Consider the following 18,672-nt stretch of genomic DNA (forward strand, 5'->3'; position numbering starts at 1 on the left):
ATTAAAAGAGCGTGGCTGACCAACCCAGCATGCGCCCGATGGGCTCCCAACCCACGATGGCGTCGATGGACAGGCCGATGAAAAGAACTGACAGATAGTTGTTGGAGTAGATAAACAGGCGCATGGGCTTGACCTTTGCGCCCTTCTTTACTCCTTGGTGCAGGCGGATGGCCATCCACAGGAAGACCGCACCGGAAGCCACCGCGGCCACCAGATAGATCCACGAAGCGGCCGGGATGATGAGGAAGGTTACGATGACCGTTCCGATTGTGTACCAAACGATTTGGCGAGTTACTTCCACTTCTCCGGCAACAACGGGCAACATCGGTACCCCAGCCTTGCGGTAGTCCTCTTTGTACTTCATTGCGAGTGCCCACGTGTGTGGTGGGGTCCAGAAGAAAATGATGAGGAACAACACCACGGCCTGCCACCACTTATCGGGCTCCCCCGCGGGCGCGTTATCCCGAATCACTGCCCAGCCCACCATGGCGGGCATACAGCCAGCGAGACCGCCCCACACGATGTTCTGGGAATTCCGCATCTTGAGGAACTTCGTGTAGACGATGACGTAGAAAAAGTTGGTCAACAGCACGAAGAACGCGGCCAGCCAAGAATGCGCCAGCACGCCCAGCCAAAAGACGGACAGCGCCAGCATGACCCAGGCGAAGGCAGCGGCATTGCGGCGCGCAATGGTCTTGCGCACCAGCGGGCGAGCGCGCGTACGTTGCATCTTCTGATCGATTTCATAGTCCACAACGTTGTTGAACGTGTGGGCTGCTGCGGCACCCATCCAGCCACCAAAGATGGTGGATAAGATGAGCCAGAAATTCGACGACACCGCCTCGAATCCACGCTGGGCCTGGAGCATAGCCGGGATTGCTGCCACGAGGAGGAGCTCAATGATCCTCGGTTTCGTTAGCGCAAAATAGGCCTTGATGGTCTCCAAGGAACAGTCCTCCGTAAATCCGGCACGTGGGTGAATGGCTTATTGGTCTGAAGTAGTGGTCGTCTGCTCGTGCTAGAAAGTTCCCAAGGACGTCTAGAACACATCCTGAAAACCTCGTGGCGAGAATCCAGATCATTCTCCGGAGAAAACTCACCGGCCACTGGCCGATAGCAGGGAGCAACGGCGTCAACCATGCCAGATTACCGTCCGAAACCTGGTTTCTATAATCCCCCGCCGAGGATCGAAAAACCTTTACACTGATAAACGGTATATCTGTTTCCAGAAGCGAAGTGAGGTTTTCGCCGTGTCGCACGATAAGTTGTCCCCGGAACTGCAGGCTATGGTCCAGCGCCGCTACCCTTCGGACTGGAGTGACCTCGATACCCGCGCCGTGGATACTGTGCGCGTGCTAGCTGCCGACGCAGTCCAAAACTGCGGCTCCGGCCACCCGGGTACCGCTATGTCCCTGGCCCCGTTGGCCTACACGCTCTACCAACGCGTGCTAAACCACGATCCAGCAGACGCCCACTGGGCCGGGCGCGACCGCTTCGTCCTTTCCGTCGGACACTCGTCCCTGACGCAATACATTCAGCTCTTCCTCGGTGGCTTCGGCCTCGAGATGGAGGACCTCAAGTCCTTGCGCACCTGGGGTTCCAAGACGCCCGGCCACCCGGAGGTGCACCACACCGACGGCGTAGAAATCACTACCGGCCCGCTGGGCCAGGGCCTGGCCTCCGCGGTTGGTATGGCAATGGCCGCGCGCAAGGAGCGCGGATTGTTCGACGCCTCCGCCCCAGCGGGCGAGTCTCCCTTCGATCACTTCATCTACGTCATCGCCTCGGACGGTGACCTGCAGGAGGGCGTGACTGCTGAGGCTTCGTCCCTGGCGGGTACGCAGAAGCTGGGGAACCTCATCGTCTTCTGGGACGACAACCGCATCTCCATTGAGGACGACACCAACATTGCCTTCAATGAGGATGTGGCCAAGCGCTACGAGGCCTACGGCTGGCATGTGCAGACCGTCGAATCCGGCGAGGACGTTGAAGCCATCGAGGCAGCCGCCGCCGCTGCCCGCGCCGAGACCTCCCGGCCTTCCTTCATCCGTGTGAAGACGGTCATCGGCTACCCGGCACCGAACAAGATGAACACCGGTGGCGTCCACGGCGCCGCCCTCGGTGAGGATGAGGTCGCCGCCACCAAGGAAGTCCTCGGCTTCGATCCTGAGCAGTCCTTCCACATCGACGAGGAAGTCCTCGCTCACACCCGTGAGCTGACTGCCCGCGGTGCACAGAAGCACGCCGAATGGCAGGAGAAGTTCGACGCATGGGCTGCGGCCCACCCGGAGGAAAAGAAGCTCTTCGACCGCCTCCAGGCCCGGGAACTTCCGGCTGACTTCGCCGCTGACCTTCCTACCTGGGAGGCAGGCGAATCTCTGGCCACTCGCAAGGCCTCTGAGGCCGCTATCCAAGCGCTCGCAGCCTCCCTGCCGGAGATGTGGGGCGGCTCCGCCGACCTGGCGGGTTCCAACAACACAGTCATCAAGGGTGCGGATTCCTTCGGCCCGGAGTCCATCACCACGGGCGCCTGGACGGCCACGCCTTACGGCCGCAACCTGCACTTCGGTATTCGTGAGCACGCCATGTCCGCAATCATGAATGGCATCGCGCTGCATGGTAATACCCGCGTTTACGGCGGTACCTTCCTCATCTTCTCCGAGTACCAGTACCCTGCCGTCCGCCTCGGCGCTTTGATGTCCACCGATACTTACTACGTGTGGACCCACGATTCCATTGGTTTGGGTGAAGACGGCCCCACCCACCAGCCGGTGGAGACGCTCTCTGCCCTCCGTGCCATCCCCAACCTCTCCGTCATCCGCCCGGCCGATGCCAATGAGACTGCCCAGGCATGGGCAGCGGCACTCGAATACAAGGCAGCGCCGAAGGGTTTGGCGCTGTCCCGACAGAACCTGCCCGTGCTCGAGGGCACCAAGGAGAAGGCCGCCGAAGGTGTTCGCCGCGGCGCCTACGTCCTCGTTGAAGCATCGAAGGAAACCCCGGACGTCATTCTCCTCGCCACCGGTTCCGAGGTTCAGCTCGCGGTAGAAGCCGCCAAGCAGCTCGAGGCTGAAGGCACGGCAACGCGCGTTGTCTCCGCTCCGTGCCTGGAGTGGTTCGACGAGCAGGACGCCTCCTACCGCGAATCGGTCCTTCCCTCCTCGGTCCGCGCTCGCGTCTCCGTGGAGGCTGGCATCTCGATGCCGTGGCACAAGTACACCGGTACTTTCGGCCGCACTGTATCCCTGGAACACTTCGGTGCCTCCGCACCGGCGGCGGAGCTCTTTGAGAAGTTCGGCTTCACCGCCGACGCTGTTGCCGACGCCGCCCGCGAATCACTGAACGCTGCCAAGGAAAGCTAGTTTCCCGTTCCGAGTTCTCACCACGAAAGGATCTGCACAACACCATGACGCATATTGAAGAATTGGCTCGCCTCGGGACGTCGACCTGGCTAGACGATCTTTCCCGCGAGCGCCTAGACTCCGGCAATCTTCGTGAGCTCTTGGACACCAAGTCCATCGTGGGCGTCACCACGAACCCAGCAATCTTTGCCGCGGCAATGTCCTCCGGCACCTCCTATGACACCGACATCGCAGCGCTGAAGGAAAAGTCCGCTACCGCGGATGAGGCAGTGTACTCGCTGGCAATCGACGACGTCCGCAACGCATGCGATATCTTCACTGAGATTTACGAGAAGTCGGGCGGGCGCGACGGCCGCGTCTCCATCGAGGTTGATCCACGCATCTCCGCCGATGCAGACGCAACCTTGAAGCAGGCGCGCGAATTGTGGGCCAAAGTTGACCGCCCCAACCTCATGATCAAGATTCCGGCTACGGAAGGCTCCCTCCCAGCCATCACCGAGGCGCTTGCGGAAGGTATCTCCGTCAACGTCACCCTGATCTTCTCCGTAGAGCGTTATGCCCACGTCATCGCTGCGTACAAGGAGGGAATCAAACGCGCTGCCGAGGCTGGAAAGGACGTCTCCACGATTCATTCCGTGGCATCCTTCTTCGTCTCCCGCCTGGATACCGAAGTGGACAAGCGCCTCGAGCTGATCAGCACTGAAGAAGCCCTCGCACTGCGCGGAAAGGCCGGGGTTGCCAACGCCCAGCGTGCCTATGCTCTGTTCCTCAAGGAATTCAAGGAGGCAGGCGCACACCTGCCGGCTGGTGCACACCCACAGCGCCCCCTGTGGGCGTCGACGGGCGTCAAGAACCCCGACTACCCCGCCACACTGTACGTCTCCGAGCTAGCTGGCCCAGATACCGTCAACACGATGCCGGAAAAAACCATCGATGCTGTTCTCGAACAGGGCAACCTGCACGGCGACGCTCTCAGTGACTCTGCTGAGCAGGCAGAGAACGTGTGGTCACAGCTGAAGGCAGTCGGCATCGACTTCGACGATGTTTTTGCTGTGTTGGAGAAGGAGGGCGTCGACAAGTTCGTCAACGCCTGGGAGGAATTGCTTGCCTCCATGACCGACCGCCTCTCCTAATCGAACGCGAATTCTTGACCGCCTACAATCGCCGCGCGCACCGCAAACGGCCATGCAACTATGGTCGGCGGGGCGCGTGTCGCTATGCTGGGCTGTTGGACTTACCTCACACAGACCGAAAGGACACTTAGTGAGCACTAGCAGCGCGTGGGTCAACCCGTTGCGCAACTCGAAGGATAAGCGCCTGCCACGCATCGCCGGCCCCTCTGGCATGGTGATTTTCGGCGTCACGGGTGACTTGGCGCGCAAGAAGCTCCTCCCCGCCATCTACGACTTGGCCAACCGCGGATTGCTTCCTGCAGGCTTCACTTTGGTCGGCTACGGCCGTCGCGACTGGGACAAGCAGGCATTCTGTGACTATGTCCGCGAGGCCGCCGAAGCAGGTGCGCGAACCACCTTCAACGAGCATGTGTGGGAGCACCTTGCCAAGGGAATCGAGTTTGTGCAGGGCAACTTCGATGACGCCGGCTTTGACAAGCTTTCTGCGCGGCTGGCGGAGCTCAATGACTCCCGCGGCACGGGTGGAAACTGGGCCTACTATCTTTCGGTACCGCCGGAGTTTTTCTCCGATATTTGCCACCAGCTTGAGCGCGTCGGTATGGCCGATAGCACGGATAATTCCTGGCGCCGCGTCATCATTGAAAAGCCATTCGGACACGATCAGGCTTCCGCGCGCGAGCTCAACGAGATTGTCAACGCCGTCTTTCCTGAGTCCTCGGTTTTCCGCATCGACCACTACCTGGGCAAGGAAACGGTCCAAAACATCATGGCCCTGCGCTTTGCCAACCAGATTTTCGAGCCAATGTGGAATGCGCATTACATCGATCACGTGCAGATCACGATGGCTGAGGACATCGGGCTGGGCGGGCGTGCCGGCTATTATGACGGCATCGGCGCCGCGCGCGACGTCATCCAAAACCACCTCCTCCAATTGCTTGCTCTCGTAGCAATGGAAGAGCCCTCCTCCTTCGACCCCGAGGCTCTTCAGGCGGAAAAGATTAAGGTGCTGCGAGCCACCAACGCCGTGCATCCGCTGAACAAGACCACTGCCCGTGGCCAATACTCCGCCGGCTGGCAAGGATCGCAATATGTCAAAGGCCTCCGGGAGGAAGAGGGTTTTGATCCGGAGTCCACGACGGAAACCTATGCAGCCTGCACTCTTGAGGTCAATTCCCGCCGCTGGGCGGGTGTTCCTTTCTACCTGCGCACTGGCAAGCGTCTCGGCCGCCGCGTGACTGAAATTGCGCTCGTCTTTAAGACAGCACCCCACCAGCCGTTTGATCAAGGCCAAGCTGAGGCTCTAGGCCAGAATGCCGTGGTGATCCGCGTTCAGCCAGATGAGGGCGTCACCATGCGTTTTGGTTCCAAAGTCCCCGGATCCACGATGGAGGTCCGCGATGTCAACATGGACTTCGCGTATGCCGAGGCCTTTACGGAGGAGTCTCCCGAGGCCTATGAGCGCCTGATTCTCGACGCCCTCCTTGACGAGTCCTCCCTCTTCCCCACCAATGAAGAGGTTGAGCTGTCTTGGTCCATCCTCGATCCCATCATTGAATACTGGTCCAACATTGGTCAGCCGGAACAATACCGCGCCGGCACGTGGGGACCGGAGTCTGCCGATAAAATGCTGCGCCGCCGGGGACATTCCTGGCGTCGTCCGTAGGTCCCTAGGAGGAATGGCTTAATGATTATCCCCTTGCCCGATACGACTACGCGCAAGATCTCCAAGAAGCTCGTGGAGATGCAGGAGCATTACACGCTCACGACAGGCCGCGTCCTCACCCTCATCGTCATGACTGAGGAAGGCGATGACCTAGACAACCTTCTCGCCTCGGTTCGTGATGCCTCCCACGAGCACCCTTCTCGCGTCATCGTGATTGCCACGGGTTCCTTGGAGGAAGAGACGCGGCTCGACGCCGAACTGCGCGTGGGCGGCGAAGCGGGCGCTTCCGAAATCGTCGTGATGCACCTGCACGGCGCGCTAGCGGACCAAGCGGAGTCCGCGGTTACTCCCCTTCTCCTTCCCGATACCCCAATCGTGGCATGGTGGCCCACCGCGTGCCCACCGTCACCAGCCGCGGTGCCCATCGGCGCACTCGCCCAACGCCGCATTACGAACGTGGCTTTCGGCAGCGGCGTTGACCAGTATGACCTGCACGTGTTGTCTTCGGGCTACACGCCTGGTGATTCCGACATGTCGTGGGGCGCTATTACCCTGTGGCGTGGCATCGTAGCCTCGGCGCTTGACCGTCACCCCCATGAGCCGGTCATTTCCGTCGAAATTTCTGGTGCTGAGCACCACGCTGCAGTCGACTTTGCAGCTGGCTGGCTTCTCGACGCCCTCTCCGTCCCCGTCACCCGCACCGTCTCGGACTGCACCGCGGGTCCTTTCCCGATCTCCTCGGTAGTCTTCCGCCGCCCCACTGCAGATGTCAGCGTGACCGTTGTCGATTCCGAGACGGTCAGGGTCAGCGTTCCCGGCTCCCCAGAGTCCCTCGTAAGCCTCACCGTACGTTCCGAAGCGGAAGTACTCTCAGAGGAACTCCGCCACCTCGACGCAGATAAGACATACGCCCATTCTCTCCGCGCTTTAGCTCGAGTGGACTACAGTGTGTAGTCGTAAACTTTTCTTTTTCACCTAGACCCCTAGACCCCTAGACACAGCATTCACAAGGATCTTTCTGCACTATGGTCACGCTTCGCCGCGTTAGCGACATCGATGAGCTCATATCCTCCGCCGCACTCGCCTTTATTGAGACGGTTGCGGCGGTTCAAGCCCCGGGCGGAGGCCTTCACAAAGACGGAGTAGCCCGCGTAGTCCTCACCGGTGGCGGTGCAGGCATTGGTGTCTTGCGCGAATTGGCTCGCCTTGCTCACGCCGCCCAGCAGCAAGGAACCGACTTCCCTGCCCTCTCGGTGGACTGGACGCGAGTCCATGTCTTCTTCGGCGACGAGCGCAACGTGCCGGTCAGTGATCCTGATTCCAACGAGGGCCAAGCCCGCGAAGCACTCCTGAGCCAGGTCGCCGTTCCCGAGCGCCATATCCACGGCTATGACTTGGGCGCCGTGTCCATGGAACACGCCGCCCAGGCTTACGAAGGCGAGATTCGTGAATTCGCACCTGAGGGTTTTGATCTGCATCTCCTCGGCATGGGACACGAAGGCCATATCAATTCCCTCTTCCCGCATTCGGAGGCAGTCTACGAGGACTCGGACTATGCATTCGCTGTCCACGATTCCCCGAAGCCGCCTTCGGAGCGTGTCACGCTAACCTATCCCGCGATCAACCGCTCCCAGCGCATTTGGTTCCTTGTCTCCGGAGAAGAAAAAGCCGAGGCGGTATCACACCTTGTTGCTGGCGCTGCCGCAGAAGACTGGCCGGCCGCTGGCGCCCAGGGAGCGGAAGAGACCCTGCTTTTCGTGAGCGAAGACGCCGCGCAGAAGCTCTAACAACGCGTGCGCCCGGGCCGAGAAAACCTATAACGCCGCGTGTCCCCCTCGACGTGAGGAGGCACGCGGCGTTAATCGTGTCCGGAGCCGGAGGCTCGTCAGCGGCCTTTAGCTATAAGCCTGCAGCAGGTTCAGGGCTACGATGCAGGCGAGCCAGATGACCACCATGACCACGGTATAGCGGTCGAGGTTCTTTTCCACCACGGTGGAACCAGACAGGTTGGACTGTACGCCGCCGCCAAAGAGGCTGGACAGGCCGCCGCCCTTACCTTTGTGCAGCAGCACGAAGATAGACATCAAGATTGCGGCAATCACGAGGATGATTTCCAGTGCCAAGATCATGAAATAGTTCCTTGTTGTACGCGTTCAAACGGTTAGTGTGGCGCGTGAAGGTGTGCATCACTTTCACGCTGGAAAAGGGGCGCCAGCGAACGGGCGCAATAAACCTTGATGATACACCACGTGGCGGGCCAGAAACCATTCCGACCCGCCACGACAGAGTGGTGCAGATGCGATCAGCTGGAAGAACTAAGCGCCCTGTGCAGCGTTAGCCGCCAACTTGGCAAACTCCTCGCCCTTCAGGGATGCACCGCCGACGAGGCCGCCGTCTACATCAGGCTTGCCCACGATCTCTGCGATGGAGTCGACCTTGACGGAACCACCGTAGAGAATGCGGATGCCTTCGGCCACTTCATCGCCACCCAGCTCGCGAATGAGCTCACGGATAGCGGCGCACACTTCCTGTGCGTCATCAGCGGAGGCAACCTTGCCGGTGCCGATTGCCCACACGGGCTCGTATGCGATGACGGTCTTGGCAAGATCCTCTGCGGCAAGCCCCTGCAGGGAGTTGCGCGTCTGGGTGACCACGTAGTCGACGTGGGTGCCAGCCTCGCGCACGTTGAGGGGTTCGCCGACGCACACAATCGGGCTGATTCCGTTAGCCAGTGCCGCTGCAGCCTTTTCCGCAACGAGCTGGTCGGTCTCGCCATGGTACTGACGGCGCTCGGAGTGGCCTACGACTGCCCACGAGCAGCCCAAGGCGGACAGCATCTTGCCGGATACTTCACCGGTGTAGGCGCCAGACTCGTGCTTGGAAATATCCTGTGCGCCATAGGTGAACTGGAGGTCGTCGCCGTCGACAAGCGTTTGCACAGTGCGGATATCAGTGAACGGGACCATGAAGGCCACGTCGACCTTTTCGTAGTAGTCCTTCGGCAGGGAGAAGGCGAACTTCTGCAGGGAGCTGATGGCTTCCTTGTGGTCGAGGTTCATCTTCCAGTTACCAGCAATTAGCGGGATACGTGCCATGATTAGCCTTTCTAGATCAGACTGTGTTGACGGTGTATATGACTAGGATTCCAGGACCTTAACGCCCGGCAGCTCCTTGCCCTCCAGGAACTCCAAGGAAGCGCCGCCGCCCGTGGAAATGTGGGAGAAGCCTTCTTCGTCGAGGCCGAGGAGGCGGACGGAGGCTGCGGAGTCGCCACCGCCAACGACGGTGAAGGAGCCGTTCTTCGCGGTGGCGTCGATGATGGACTGAGCGACACCTGCGGTGCCCTTGGAGAAGGCCTCCATCTCGAACACGCCCATCGGGCCGTTCCAGAAGACGGTCTTGGAGGAAGCGATGACCTCGTCGAACTTCTTTACAGACTCCGGTCCAATATCGAGGGACATCCAGCCCTCCGGAATTCCGTCGAGTGCAACGACCTTGTTCTCTGCGTCAGCGTTGAACTCGGTTGCAGCAACGAGGTCGACCGGCAGGACGATCTTGTCGCCGAAGCGCTCGAGCAGCTCCTTGCAGTTGTCGATCTGGTCTTCTTGCAGCAGGGAATTCTGAACGTTGTAGCCCTTTGCAGCCAGGAGCGTGTAGCACATGCCGCCGCCGATGATGACCTTGTCGGCCTTGCCAGCAAGGGCTTCGATCACACCGAGCTTGTCGGAAACCTTAGCGCCGCCGAGTACGACAACATACGGGTGCTCAGGCTTCTCAGCCACTGCTGCGAGGGTCTCCACTTCCTTCTGAACCAGCTTGCCGGCGTAGGCAGGCAGGCGCTTGGCGACGTCATACACCGAAGCCTGTGCGCGGTGGACGACGCCAAAGCCATCAGAAACGAAGGCGCCATTATCCGCAGCGAGTGCAACGAGCTCATCGGCAAAGGCCCCACGCTCGGCCTCGTCCTTGGAGGTTTCGCGAGGATCGAAGCGAACATTCTCGAGCAGCAGGACATCGCCATCATTGAGGCCGTTGGCGCGCTCATGGGCATCCTCACCGCTGACGTCGCCGGCCAGGGCAACGTACTGGCCCAGGGCCTCAGACAGTGCCTCAGCAACCGGTGCCAGGGAGTACTTCGGGTTGACCTCGCCCTTCGGGCGACCCAGATGCGCGGACAGGATGACCTTGGCTCCGCCTTCGATCAATGCCTTGATAGTCGGCAACGAGGCGGTGATACGGCCAGAGTCGGTGATGTTTCCCTCGTCATCGAGCGGAACGTTGAAGTCCGAACGAACAAGGATGTGACGGCCGGAAACGCCTTCTGCGAGCAAGTCGTCCACAGTCTTGAAAGCCATAGTGTTCTCCTTAAAGGTAGGTATTCAAGCTAAAGGTTAATGCTATTCAATTAGAAAGTGTGGTGAACGCCTAGCACGGCGGGTTCGGGGCGCCGTGTGCGTTCTGGATAGACGAATAACGGCCCAGCGCACGCCACGTAATCATGAGGCATGGCGCATGGGCCGGTTTTCTAACCTGTGGTGCTACCGCAGGCAATCACAGCTTGGTTCACTGTGCTCATTCTAAGAATCGAGTCCTTAGAGCTTGGAGGCAACCAAGGAGGTGGTGCGGACGAGCTGGTTGGTGTAGCCCCACTCGTTGTCGTACCAGCCGAGTACCTTGACCAAGTTGCCGTTGGAGACCTTGGTCATGCCGGCATCGAAGATGCAGCCGTGCGGGTCAGTGATGATGTCAGTGGAGACAATCGGGTCCTCGGTGTAGCCCAGGGTCTCACCGAATTCGCCGGTGGCAGCTTCCTTGATGGCAGCGTTGATCTCCTCGGCGGTAACCTCGCGGGAAGCCTCGAAGGTCAGGTCGGTGGCGGAACCGGTGATGGTCGGAACGCGCATTGCGTAGCCGTCCAGCTTGCCCTCGAGCTCCGGCAGAACCAGAGCGACAGCCTTAGCAGCACCGGTGGAGGTCGGAACCATGTTCACGGCGGCGGCGCGGGCGCGGCGCAGGTCGCGGTGCGGAGCGTCCTGCAGGCGCTGGTCACCGGTGTAGGAGTGAACGGTGGTCATGAGGCCCTTCTCAATGCCGAACTTGTCGTTGAGGACCTTTGCCATCGGAGCCAGGCAGTTGGTGGTGCAGGAAGCAGCGGAGATGACATTGTGCTTCTCAGCATCGTACTTGTCGGAGTTGACGCCGTAGACGAAGGTGCCGTCAACGTTCTTGCCCGGTGCGGAGATGATGACCTTCTTGGCACCGGCCTCGATGTGAGCCTTGGCAGCCTCACCGTCGGTGAAGAAGCCGGTGGACTCGATGACGATGTCAACGTTGTGCTCAGACCACTTCAGGTTCTTCGGGTCACGCTCTGCGGAGACAGCGATGCGGTGACCGTTGACGGTGATGGACTCCTCGTCGTGCTCGATGGTGCCGTCGAAGCGGCCCAGCACGGAGTCGTACTTAAGCAGGTTGGCAAGGGTGCCGTTGTCAGTCAGGTCATTGACGGCTACGACCTCGAGGTCGGTGTTGCCCTGTGCAACTGCACGGAAGAAGTTACGGCCGATACGGCCAAATCCGTTGATACCTACGCGAATGGTCACTGTAATGTCTCCTCAAATAATCGAGTGAAGTTCTGTTGTGGGGCTTCCGAGACTCTGTCTTTAACGGCAGTGCGGTAAACCGCTTCCGCGGGACCGTTGCTCTGCCACTTCCGTGACGTGCTCGGTGGTTTTCCCAACACGGCCGATAGTACCGACCCATTGTGCTTCCCGCAGTGAGCATGTGAGCTCCTGTTGCAAGCTCTCGCATGGCGGCACAAAGAGGCGTACACTAGTGAGGCTTCAAACGGGGATGGTGGGGTACCAAAGTTCAGACACCTGCGGTAATGCCCGATTATGTGGGATTGTGTGGGGTGCCGGAATTGTAGGGTGGGATATCTCACTTAACCGGAAAAGAGCGGGTTAACCCAAAAACAGTACTGGCATTCAAACCATAAAAAATGCCCCAGAAGAGCCTTTCAGTGCCCGAACGGGCACCCACGACTCTGTCTGGGGCAAGGATTGGAAACTAAGACGTTTGGATTCTAGGACTCCTCAAAGAGATCCTCAGTCACCGCTTTCGTCGTATCCGGTACACCAAGTTCCTTGGCGCGCTTATCCGCCATGGACAATAAGCGGCGAATACGCCCAGCCACCGCGTCCTTGGTCATCGGCGGATCTGCCAATCGCCCGAGTTCTTCCAAGGAGGCTTCGCGGTGCTGCACACGTAGACGGCCAGCATCAGCCAAGTGCTCCGGCACGTCATCACCCAAGATCACCATGGCACGCTCGACGCGGGCCGCAGCGGTTACTGCCGCTCGCGCGGAACGGCGCAAGTTGGCATCGTCAAAGTTGTCGAGGCGGCGAGAGGTGTCGTGAGCCTCTCGCTGGATGCGCTTCTTTTCCCACGTCAGGCGAGTCTCCTGAGCGCCCATACGGGTCAGCAACGCGCCAATGGCGTCGCCATCGCGCACCACGACGCGGTCGGCGCCGCGTGTTTCCTTGGTCTTCGCCACCACGCCCAAACGGCGCGCACAGCCCACGAGGGCGAGAGCCGCCTCCTGGCACGGACACGTCACCTCGAGCGCTGAAGAGCGGCCCGGCTCTGTCAATGATCCTTGAGCCAAGAAGGCTCCACGCCACGCCGCTTCATTATCAGCAACAGAACCTGAAATGACCTGCGGTGGCAGGCCCACCACGGGGTGTCCGGAACGAGTTACCAAACCCAGCCGCCTCGTAAGCTCCTTGGCCCCGGAGGTGATTCGCACTTGCACTCTACTCTTCTTAGAGGATGCAGCGGGACCCGCCACATGGGTGCTCGCCGCGATTGAGTACAGCTCATCGAGCGCAGTGACCAAACGATTGGCCACGCTCTGGGATTCCAATTCGACCTCGTACCTCACTCGATCCCCGGTGATGTGGAGGTCACCGGCAAACCTGAGAATTGCGGCAACCTCCGCCGCACGAGCGGACTGGCGCGGTACGGACACCGCCGTAAGCTCTTCCTTGACCTGCTCGGTCAACGACGCAGACACCTCGTGCCTCCCCTTTCGACTCTTGACACAGTGCACCGCGAACGTCGGCAGTAGCGCAGTACGACGCAACCTGACCTCACTCTGGAAGGCACGCAACGCGTCGCGCCGCGCTTGTGCGCTATGACGTAGCAGTGAACAATGAATGCCCCATAGTCTATCGTGCGCCTAGCCCCGATGAGTGCCCGGGGCACCCGCCGTCGCCCCACGTTCGGCAGCGTACTCGGAATACAGTTCGGTGAGAACTTGCGCTAGCTTGTCTGGACAGTGTTTGTTCAGCGAGTTCCCGTCAGCGTCCGTCTGACAGACATCCCGAAATACTGCGCTGGCGCCGAGCACACTAGCAGCGCGCTGCACAAAGACTCGCTCCGATTCATTGGGGAGACCGGTGCCGTCGACGATGACTTTGTCGACCCGCAGGTTTGGCGCATGCTGCGCTAGCACGTGCAGGTGGCGCTCCGCAGAAAACCCCTGGGTCTCCCCTGGTTCGGCGGAAAGATTGAGCACCACCACGCGAAGGGCATCCGACGACGTTATAGCGTTGACGATGTCTGGAACGAGAACGTGCGGGAGCACGGAGCTAAACCACGAGCCGGGGCCCAAGGTGATCAAATCCGCGTCGTGCAGCGCAGCGATCGTTTCCGGGTTAGCTTCCGGCTTCTCCGGGATAATGCGCACGCGGCGCACCTGCCCCACAGTTGAGGCAACGGCCACCTGGCCGCGCACGGAGCGCATGATACGGGGGTCGTCGTCAAGCCCGGAAACATCCGCCTCAATCTCGAGCGGTAGATTTACGGCCGGCAGCACCCGTCCGGCCGACTCCGTCAAACGCGCAACGGCATCGAGCGCCGCCTGGAAGTCCCCCAACACCTCGTTGAGTCCGGCGATAAGGAGATTGCCCACAGCGTGCCCAGCCATGGCACCAGTGCTCTGGAATCGATGCTGCAAAGTAGAAGCCCACAGCTGTCCTTCTTCCGAATCGCTCGACAGAGCTGCAAGGGCCATGCGCAAATCACCAGGCGGGATTATGTCCATCTCACGGCGCAACCGGCCGGAGGAACCGCCATCATCGGCCACGGTAACAATGGCGGAGATTGTCTCCGCGCCCGTACGGCGTGCGGCCAGCAGAGTTTGATACAGCCCATGGCCGCCGCCCAGGCTAGCCATGTGGATAGGGAGAGTCGTCACGGGAACACTAGCTTTCAACTATTCAGGTAGGGAATGAATATGTATCTTATCGCACCTAATCGCGAGAAATATCTCGGTGCAACGTGCTCACATCGAGGTCACCGCGGTCCCTGAGGCGGCGGGCGATTTCTTCCGTAACGGCCACCGAGCGATGGTGCCCACCGGTACAACCGATGCCCACGGTGATGAAGTTCTTCCCCTCATGGCGGTAGCCGGTGAGCATCGAGTCAAACATGGTGATGAACCGCTCGATAAAGGGCTCAGCCGCCTCTTGAGACAAGACATAATCCGCAACCGGCTCGTCGGTGCCACGGTACCCCCGCAGCTCAGGTACCCAATAGGGATTGGGAAGAAACCGAACATCAACGACAAGGTCCGCGTCACGCGGGGAGCCATGCTTGAAGCCGAAGGACTCAAGCGTGACGTGTTGCTTCTCATGACCCATTTCGCCGAAGGATGCTTCGATAGCGCGCCGCAGATCATGGACGGACAGGTTGGTCGTATCGATGATGATGTCCGCGCGCTCGCGAATTGATTGCACCGCTGCGCGCTCTCGTTGGATGCCTGCTTTGAGGGTTTCACCCTCCTGCATCGGGTGGGTACGACGCACCGAATCGAAGCGACGGATGAGCACATCATCGCGCGCATCGAGGAAAAGCAAGGTGGGCTTCATGTCCAGCTTTTCGAGTTCCTCCAAGGTTTCCGCTAAAGAACCCGGAAACATTCGGGAACGCACATCGGTCACCGCGGCAATCTTTGTCACCGGGGAATCGGGCCGAGCGCACAGCCTCAGCAGGTCGACGATAGACTTCGGCGGAATGTTGTGGGCTACGTAATAGCCCTTATCCTCCAGCACTTTAGCCGCCGACGTCAGGCCACCGCCTGACATGCCCGTGATCAAAATGGGTGGGGAGTCTAACAGCGTCATGACTTCCATTCTTACCATCTGATCACGAGGCAAGGAGGGAATCCTGCTTAGGAATCCTGGAGATGATCAAATACCGTCTGCGCCAGCTTCGGGCCAAACCCCTTCACCGCAGCAATCTCCTCCACGCTGGCCTCTTTGAGCTTCTTCACTGAGCCGAAGTGCTTCACCAGATCGGTGCGCCGCTGCGGCCCCAATCCCGGTACCGCATCGAGTACGGACGAGCGCATCCGCTTCGACCGCTGCTGTCGGTGGTACGTAATAGCTACGCGGTGCGCCTCATCGCGGAGGTGCTGAAGAAGATATAGCGCCTGCGAATTACGCGGCAGAATCACCGGCTCATCATCGCCCGGGACCCACACTTCTTCCAGGCGCTTGGCCAGGCCGATGAGTGTCACATCGACGATGCCGAGCTCGTCGAACACCGCCTGCGCCGCCGCCACCTGCGGTGCGCCACCGTCGACGATGAACAGTTGCGGCGGGTAGGAGCTGCGTTTGGTCTGGCTCGCGGCCTCCTCGCGGACCATTTCTTCAGCGAAGGTGGTGTTCTCCAGCTCCTCGTCCGGAACCGCTCGTTTGTCCTCGTGGTGGTGCTTGAAGCGGCGCCGAGTCACCTCAGCGATAGACCCCACGTCGTTCGAGCGGCCATCGCCCGCCGCCTCCTTGATGCGGTAGCGGCGGTAATCGGACTTGCGCGGTAGCCCATCTTCGAAAACCACCAGGGAGGCCACGACATCGGTGCCCTGAATGTGCGAGATATCCGTGCACTCGATGCGCAGCGGCGCGGAATCCATGTCCAACGCTTCCTGCAGCTCCTGCAGGGCTGCGGATCGGGCAGTAAGGTCTCCGACTCGCTTGAGTTTGTGCTGCCGCAGCTGTTCCTTCGCATTGCGCTCGACGGTCTCCATCAAGGCGCGCTTGTCACCGCGTTGCGGAACCCGCAAGTCAATCTGCGCGCCCCGCAGGTCCTCCAGAACTATCTTCACCTCATCGGCTTCGTCCGGCAGCGTTTGGACCAAGATCTCACGAGGGATGGCGTTTCCCCGATGAACCGCGGTACGGGATTCCTGGTCTACTCCCCTGCGCTCCAGCTTGGCGTCTTCCGCGGCCTCCTGGCGCTGGCGCTCCACGACATCCGAATAGAACTGGATTAAGAAATTCTGGATGAGCGCCGGAAGCCCCGGATCAGGCTGTCCCTCCTCGATTGGCTCCGTGATGGCTTGGTCACCGGAGCGTTCCACCACCCAGCCGCGCTGGCCGCGGATGCGCCCCGCGCGCACGTGAAAGATCTGAACTGCCGCCTCCAACTCGTCAGAGCTAAACGCGATGAGGTCGGCGTCGGTGCCGTCGGAAAGCACCACAGCCTGTTGCTCCATGAGCTTGTCAATCGCGCCGAGATCGTCGCGCAGGCGGGCAGCCAGCTCGAACTCGAGGTTCTCTGAGGCCTCCTCCATTCGCTGCGTTAGTCGCTTGCGCACAGGACCGGTATTGCCGTTCATGAAACTCAGCAGCTGGTTCACCGTCTCACGGTGTTCCTCGGCGCTCACCCTGCCAATGCACGGGGCGTCGCATTTTCCGATATACCCCAACAAACAAGGCCGCCCCAAGCGCTCATGGCGGTTGAATACCCCTTTGGCGCACGTGCGCATGGGGAAAATTCGCGTCAGCAGGTCAAGCGATTCACGCACCGCCCAGGCGTGGGAATAGGGGCCAAAGTAGCGCACACCTTTACGGCGAGGCCCGCGGTAGAAAAACGCTCGCGGGATGGTCTCCCCCACAGATACCGCGAGCATCGGATACGTTTTGTCATCGCGGTACATGACGTTGAAGCGTGGATCGAAGCGCTTAATCCACGTGTACTCCAACTGCAGCGCTTCCACTTCGCTGGCCACCACGGTCCATTCCACCGAAGCCGCAGTGAGGACCATTTGGCGGGTCCGCGGGTGCAGTTGCGTGATGTCTTGAAAGTAGTTCGATAGCCGCGCCCGCAAATTCTTTGCCTTGCCCACATAGATGACGCGGCGATTGTCATCGCGGAACTTATAAACGCCCGGATCCGTGGGGATGCTTCCGGGCGCAGGGCGGTACTCAGAGGGATCAGCCACTAGTCATCCTGCGGCATGTAGCGTGCTTCCAAGTCACGGAAAGAGCGGACCTTGGTGACAATGTCCTGCTTATCGCCCGATTGCAGGGCCCACACCGGAACATATTCAAAGTCAGGAAGTTCGATGCGTGCCATGCGCGAGCCTTCGGGAAAGGACAGACCATAGATGACCTGCCACGGGTAGAAGCGGGTTCCCACAATGTTGCGGATCTCTACGCCATCGGAGTTCGCGCGCAGCCGCGGACGCGTCAGTGCCAACCAAGACAGGATGGAGATAATCACGCCGACGCCGGGGAAGGCAAACTTATCAATCGTCGTCACAGTCGCGCCGGTAAAGGACAAGCCAACCGTGAAGCCCATAAACAGGTGCGCTGCCATCACAAGGATGATCCAGATGATTGCCACCTTGCGCAGATAGGGCGAGGTGGCCTCATACTCCCAGGGCTTGGATGAAGTCTGGGCGAAGGGATCGGCGCTGGTATAAGCCCGCACCTGCTCATCGCTCACGCTCGAGGAACCCCCAGACGCAGCGGGCGCGCCCGGCTGCGAGGATTGGGAGGCCTTGCCAGCGCGGGCTGACCGCGCGCGCTCTTCGTGCGCCGAAGGCACCTGTGGATCAGTCATCGAGTTTCCATCTCCTCATCACTCCGCTAAGACAGGCCACGGGCCTGCGCGATATGCAGATCGCCGTGGTTGCGCTTGGCAGCCTACTTTAGGGTCGACTCGTTCAGTGTACGCAACGTATGCACGGTTTCTAAAGCTGCATGCATAGCCTCCGCGCCTTTATCTTCTGAAGAGTTCTCAAATCCGGCGCGATCGACGGCTTGCTCATAGTCGTTCACCGTCAGGACACCATTTCCTACAGGCGTCGACTCGTCGAGAGCAATGCGCGTCAGTCCCTGCGTGACCGAATCACACACGTAGTCAAAGTGCGGAGTGCCGCCGCGGACGACACAGCCCAGCGCCACGACAGCATCGTGGGTGCGCGCCGCAGCTTGGACCACGACGGGCAGCTCAAGGGCACCGACGACGCGCAACGGAGTGACCTCAGCGCCAGCGGCTTCGGCGGTCTCAAGCGCGCGGCGGTGCAGCTGATCGCAGATCTCGGCGTTCCATGTGGCGGTAACCACGGCGACGCGCAGTCCCTCTCCCGAGACATTGTTCGGGGTTGGCAGGCCTTCCTTGCTCACGGTGTGCTCCTTTGTTTTGTTCTAGAGTTCGGTCTTAA

16 protein-coding genes are annotated in these 18,672 nt (G+C 60.3%); 5 read left to right on the forward strand and 11 right to left on the reverse strand.

Features of this window, described 5'->3' with window-relative positions; translation table 11 throughout:
* Position 1 precedes the first annotated feature (1 nt).
* Complete coding sequence (locus HMPREF2822_RS10085; protein ID WP_070524276.1) at positions 2 to 946, reverse strand: heme o synthase; 945 nt, start codon at positions 944 to 946, stop codon at positions 2 to 4.
* Between the two features lie 340 nt (positions 947 to 1,286).
* On the opposite strand from HMPREF2822_RS10085, the gene tkt reads away from it, so the two are divergent.
* The 5 genes from tkt to pgl all read left to right on the forward strand — a co-directional run bounded on the left by tkt (position 1,287) and on the right by pgl (position 7,945).
* Positions 1,287 to 3,362 (forward strand): transketolase, encoded by a 2,076-nt coding sequence (gene tkt, locus HMPREF2822_RS10090; RefSeq protein ID WP_198530980.1) that lies wholly within the window; start codon positions 1,287 to 1,289, stop codon positions 3,360 to 3,362.
* Positions 3,363 to 3,406: 44 nt separating this feature from the next.
* Positions 3,407 to 4,495: a transaldolase gene (tal, locus tag HMPREF2822_RS10095; RefSeq protein ID WP_070524280.1), complete on the forward strand. Its 1,089-nt coding sequence runs from the start codon at positions 3,407 to 3,409 to the stop codon at positions 4,493 to 4,495.
* 130 nt (positions 4,496 to 4,625) lie between these two features.
* Positions 4,626 to 6,158, forward strand: a complete 1,533-nt coding sequence (gene zwf / locus HMPREF2822_RS10100; protein WP_083299248.1) for a glucose-6-phosphate dehydrogenase — start codon at positions 4,626 to 4,628, stop codon at positions 6,156 to 6,158.
* Positions 6,159 to 6,179: 21 nt separating this feature from the next.
* Positions 6,180 to 7,112, forward strand: coding sequence for a glucose-6-phosphate dehydrogenase assembly protein OpcA (locus HMPREF2822_RS10105; protein ID WP_070524283.1), 933 nt, complete (start codon positions 6,180 to 6,182; stop codon positions 7,110 to 7,112).
* Between the two features lie 71 nt (positions 7,113 to 7,183).
* Positions 7,184 to 7,945, forward strand: a complete 762-nt coding sequence (pgl, locus tag HMPREF2822_RS10110) for a 6-phosphogluconolactonase (RefSeq protein WP_070524285.1) — start codon at positions 7,184 to 7,186, stop codon at positions 7,943 to 7,945.
* A gap of 108 nt (positions 7,946 to 8,053) precedes the next feature.
* Here the strand turns inward: pgl and secG are convergent, their stop codons facing one another.
* From secG to ribH, 10 genes are all read right to left on the reverse strand, one after another.
* A complete protein-coding gene (gene secG, locus HMPREF2822_RS10115) occupies positions 8,054 to 8,287 on the reverse strand; it encodes a preprotein translocase subunit SecG (protein ID WP_070524288.1) in 234 nt (77 codons plus the stop codon).
* Positions 8,288 to 8,473: 186 nt separating this feature from the next.
* On the reverse strand, positions 8,474 to 9,253 hold the full coding sequence (tpiA, locus tag HMPREF2822_RS13725; protein ID WP_070524290.1) for a triose-phosphate isomerase: 780 nt from the start codon (positions 9,251 to 9,253) through the stop codon (positions 8,474 to 8,476).
* A 42-nt stretch (positions 9,254 to 9,295) separates the two neighbouring features.
* The gene (pgk, locus tag HMPREF2822_RS13730) at positions 9,296 to 10,513 is read right to left on the reverse strand and encodes a phosphoglycerate kinase (protein ID WP_070524292.1); all 1,218 of its coding nucleotides are present in this window, start codon (positions 10,511 to 10,513) and stop codon (positions 9,296 to 9,298) included.
* Between the two features lie 237 nt (positions 10,514 to 10,750).
* Positions 10,751 to 11,758: a type I glyceraldehyde-3-phosphate dehydrogenase gene (gene gap / locus HMPREF2822_RS10130; RefSeq protein WP_070524294.1), complete on the reverse strand. Its 1,008-nt coding sequence runs from the start codon at positions 11,756 to 11,758 to the stop codon at positions 10,751 to 10,753.
* Between the two features lie 482 nt (positions 11,759 to 12,240).
* Positions 12,241 to 13,230, reverse strand: a complete 990-nt coding sequence (whiA, locus tag HMPREF2822_RS10135; protein ID WP_070524296.1) for a DNA-binding protein WhiA — start codon at positions 13,228 to 13,230, stop codon at positions 12,241 to 12,243.
* 165 nt (positions 13,231 to 13,395) lie between these two features.
* A complete protein-coding gene (yvcK, locus tag HMPREF2822_RS10140) occupies positions 13,396 to 14,394 on the reverse strand; it encodes a gluconeogenesis factor YvcK family protein (RefSeq protein ID WP_070524298.1) in 999 nt (332 codons plus the stop codon).
* Between the two features lie 76 nt (positions 14,395 to 14,470).
* Positions 14,471 to 15,352 (reverse strand): RNase adapter RapZ, encoded by an 882-nt coding sequence (gene rapZ / locus HMPREF2822_RS10145; protein ID WP_070524299.1) that lies wholly within the window; start codon positions 15,350 to 15,352, stop codon positions 14,471 to 14,473.
* Between the two features lie 38 nt (positions 15,353 to 15,390).
* On the reverse strand, positions 15,391 to 17,445 hold the full coding sequence (gene uvrC, locus HMPREF2822_RS10150; RefSeq protein WP_070524301.1) for an excinuclease ABC subunit UvrC: 2,055 nt from the start codon (positions 17,443 to 17,445) through the stop codon (positions 15,391 to 15,393).
* On the reverse strand, positions 17,445 to 18,068 hold the full coding sequence (locus tag HMPREF2822_RS10155; protein ID WP_070524303.1) for a PH domain-containing protein: 624 nt from the start codon (positions 18,066 to 18,068) through the stop codon (positions 17,445 to 17,447). The genes uvrC and HMPREF2822_RS10155 overlap by 1 nt, the downstream gene beginning before the upstream one ends.
* 83 nt (positions 18,069 to 18,151) lie before the next feature.
* Positions 18,152 to 18,634 (reverse strand): 6,7-dimethyl-8-ribityllumazine synthase, encoded by a 483-nt coding sequence (gene ribH / locus HMPREF2822_RS10160; protein WP_070524305.1) that lies wholly within the window; start codon positions 18,632 to 18,634, stop codon positions 18,152 to 18,154.
* Positions 18,635 to 18,672: the final 38 nt, after the last annotated feature.

The sequence above is a fragment of the Corynebacterium sp. HMSC062E11 genome, from assembly GCF_001811845.1.
Lineage (GTDB): Bacteria > Actinomycetota > Actinomycetes > Mycobacteriales > Mycobacteriaceae > Corynebacterium > Corynebacterium hesseae.

Bases quoted from the DNA above. Each gene is read 5' to 3' on its own strand.
- tkt (WP_198530980.1), top strand. From the start codon at position 1,287: ATGGTCCAGCGCCGCTACCCTTCGGACTGGAGTGACCTCGATACCCGC.
- tal (WP_070524280.1), top strand. From the start codon at position 3,407: ATGACGCATATTGAAGAATTGGCTCGCCTCGGGACGTCGACCTGGCTA.
- HMPREF2822_RS10105 (WP_070524283.1), top strand. From the start codon at position 6,180: ATGATTATCCCCTTGCCCGATACGACTACGCGCAAGATCTCCAAGAAG.
- pgl (WP_070524285.1), top strand. From the start codon at position 7,184: ATGGTCACGCTTCGCCGCGTTAGCGACATCGATGAGCTCATATCCTCC.
- secG (WP_070524288.1), bottom strand. From the start codon at position 8,287: ATGATCTTGGCACTGGAAATCATCCTCGTGATTGCCGCAATCTTGATG.
- tpiA (WP_070524290.1), bottom strand. From the start codon at position 9,253: ATGGCACGTATCCCGCTAATTGCTGGTAACTGGAAGATGAACCTCGAC.
- pgk (WP_070524292.1), bottom strand. From the start codon at position 10,513: ATGGCTTTCAAGACTGTGGACGACTTGCTCGCAGAAGGCGTTTCCGGC.
- yvcK (WP_070524298.1), bottom strand. From the start codon at position 14,394: ATGGCTAGCCTGGGCGGCGGCCATGGGCTGTATCAAACTCTGCTGGCC.
- rapZ (WP_070524299.1), bottom strand. From the start codon at position 15,352: ATGGAAGTCATGACGCTGTTAGACTCCCCACCCATTTTGATCACGGGC.
- HMPREF2822_RS10155 (WP_070524303.1), bottom strand. From the start codon at position 18,068: ATGACTGATCCACAGGTGCCTTCGGCGCACGAAGAGCGCGCGCGGTCA.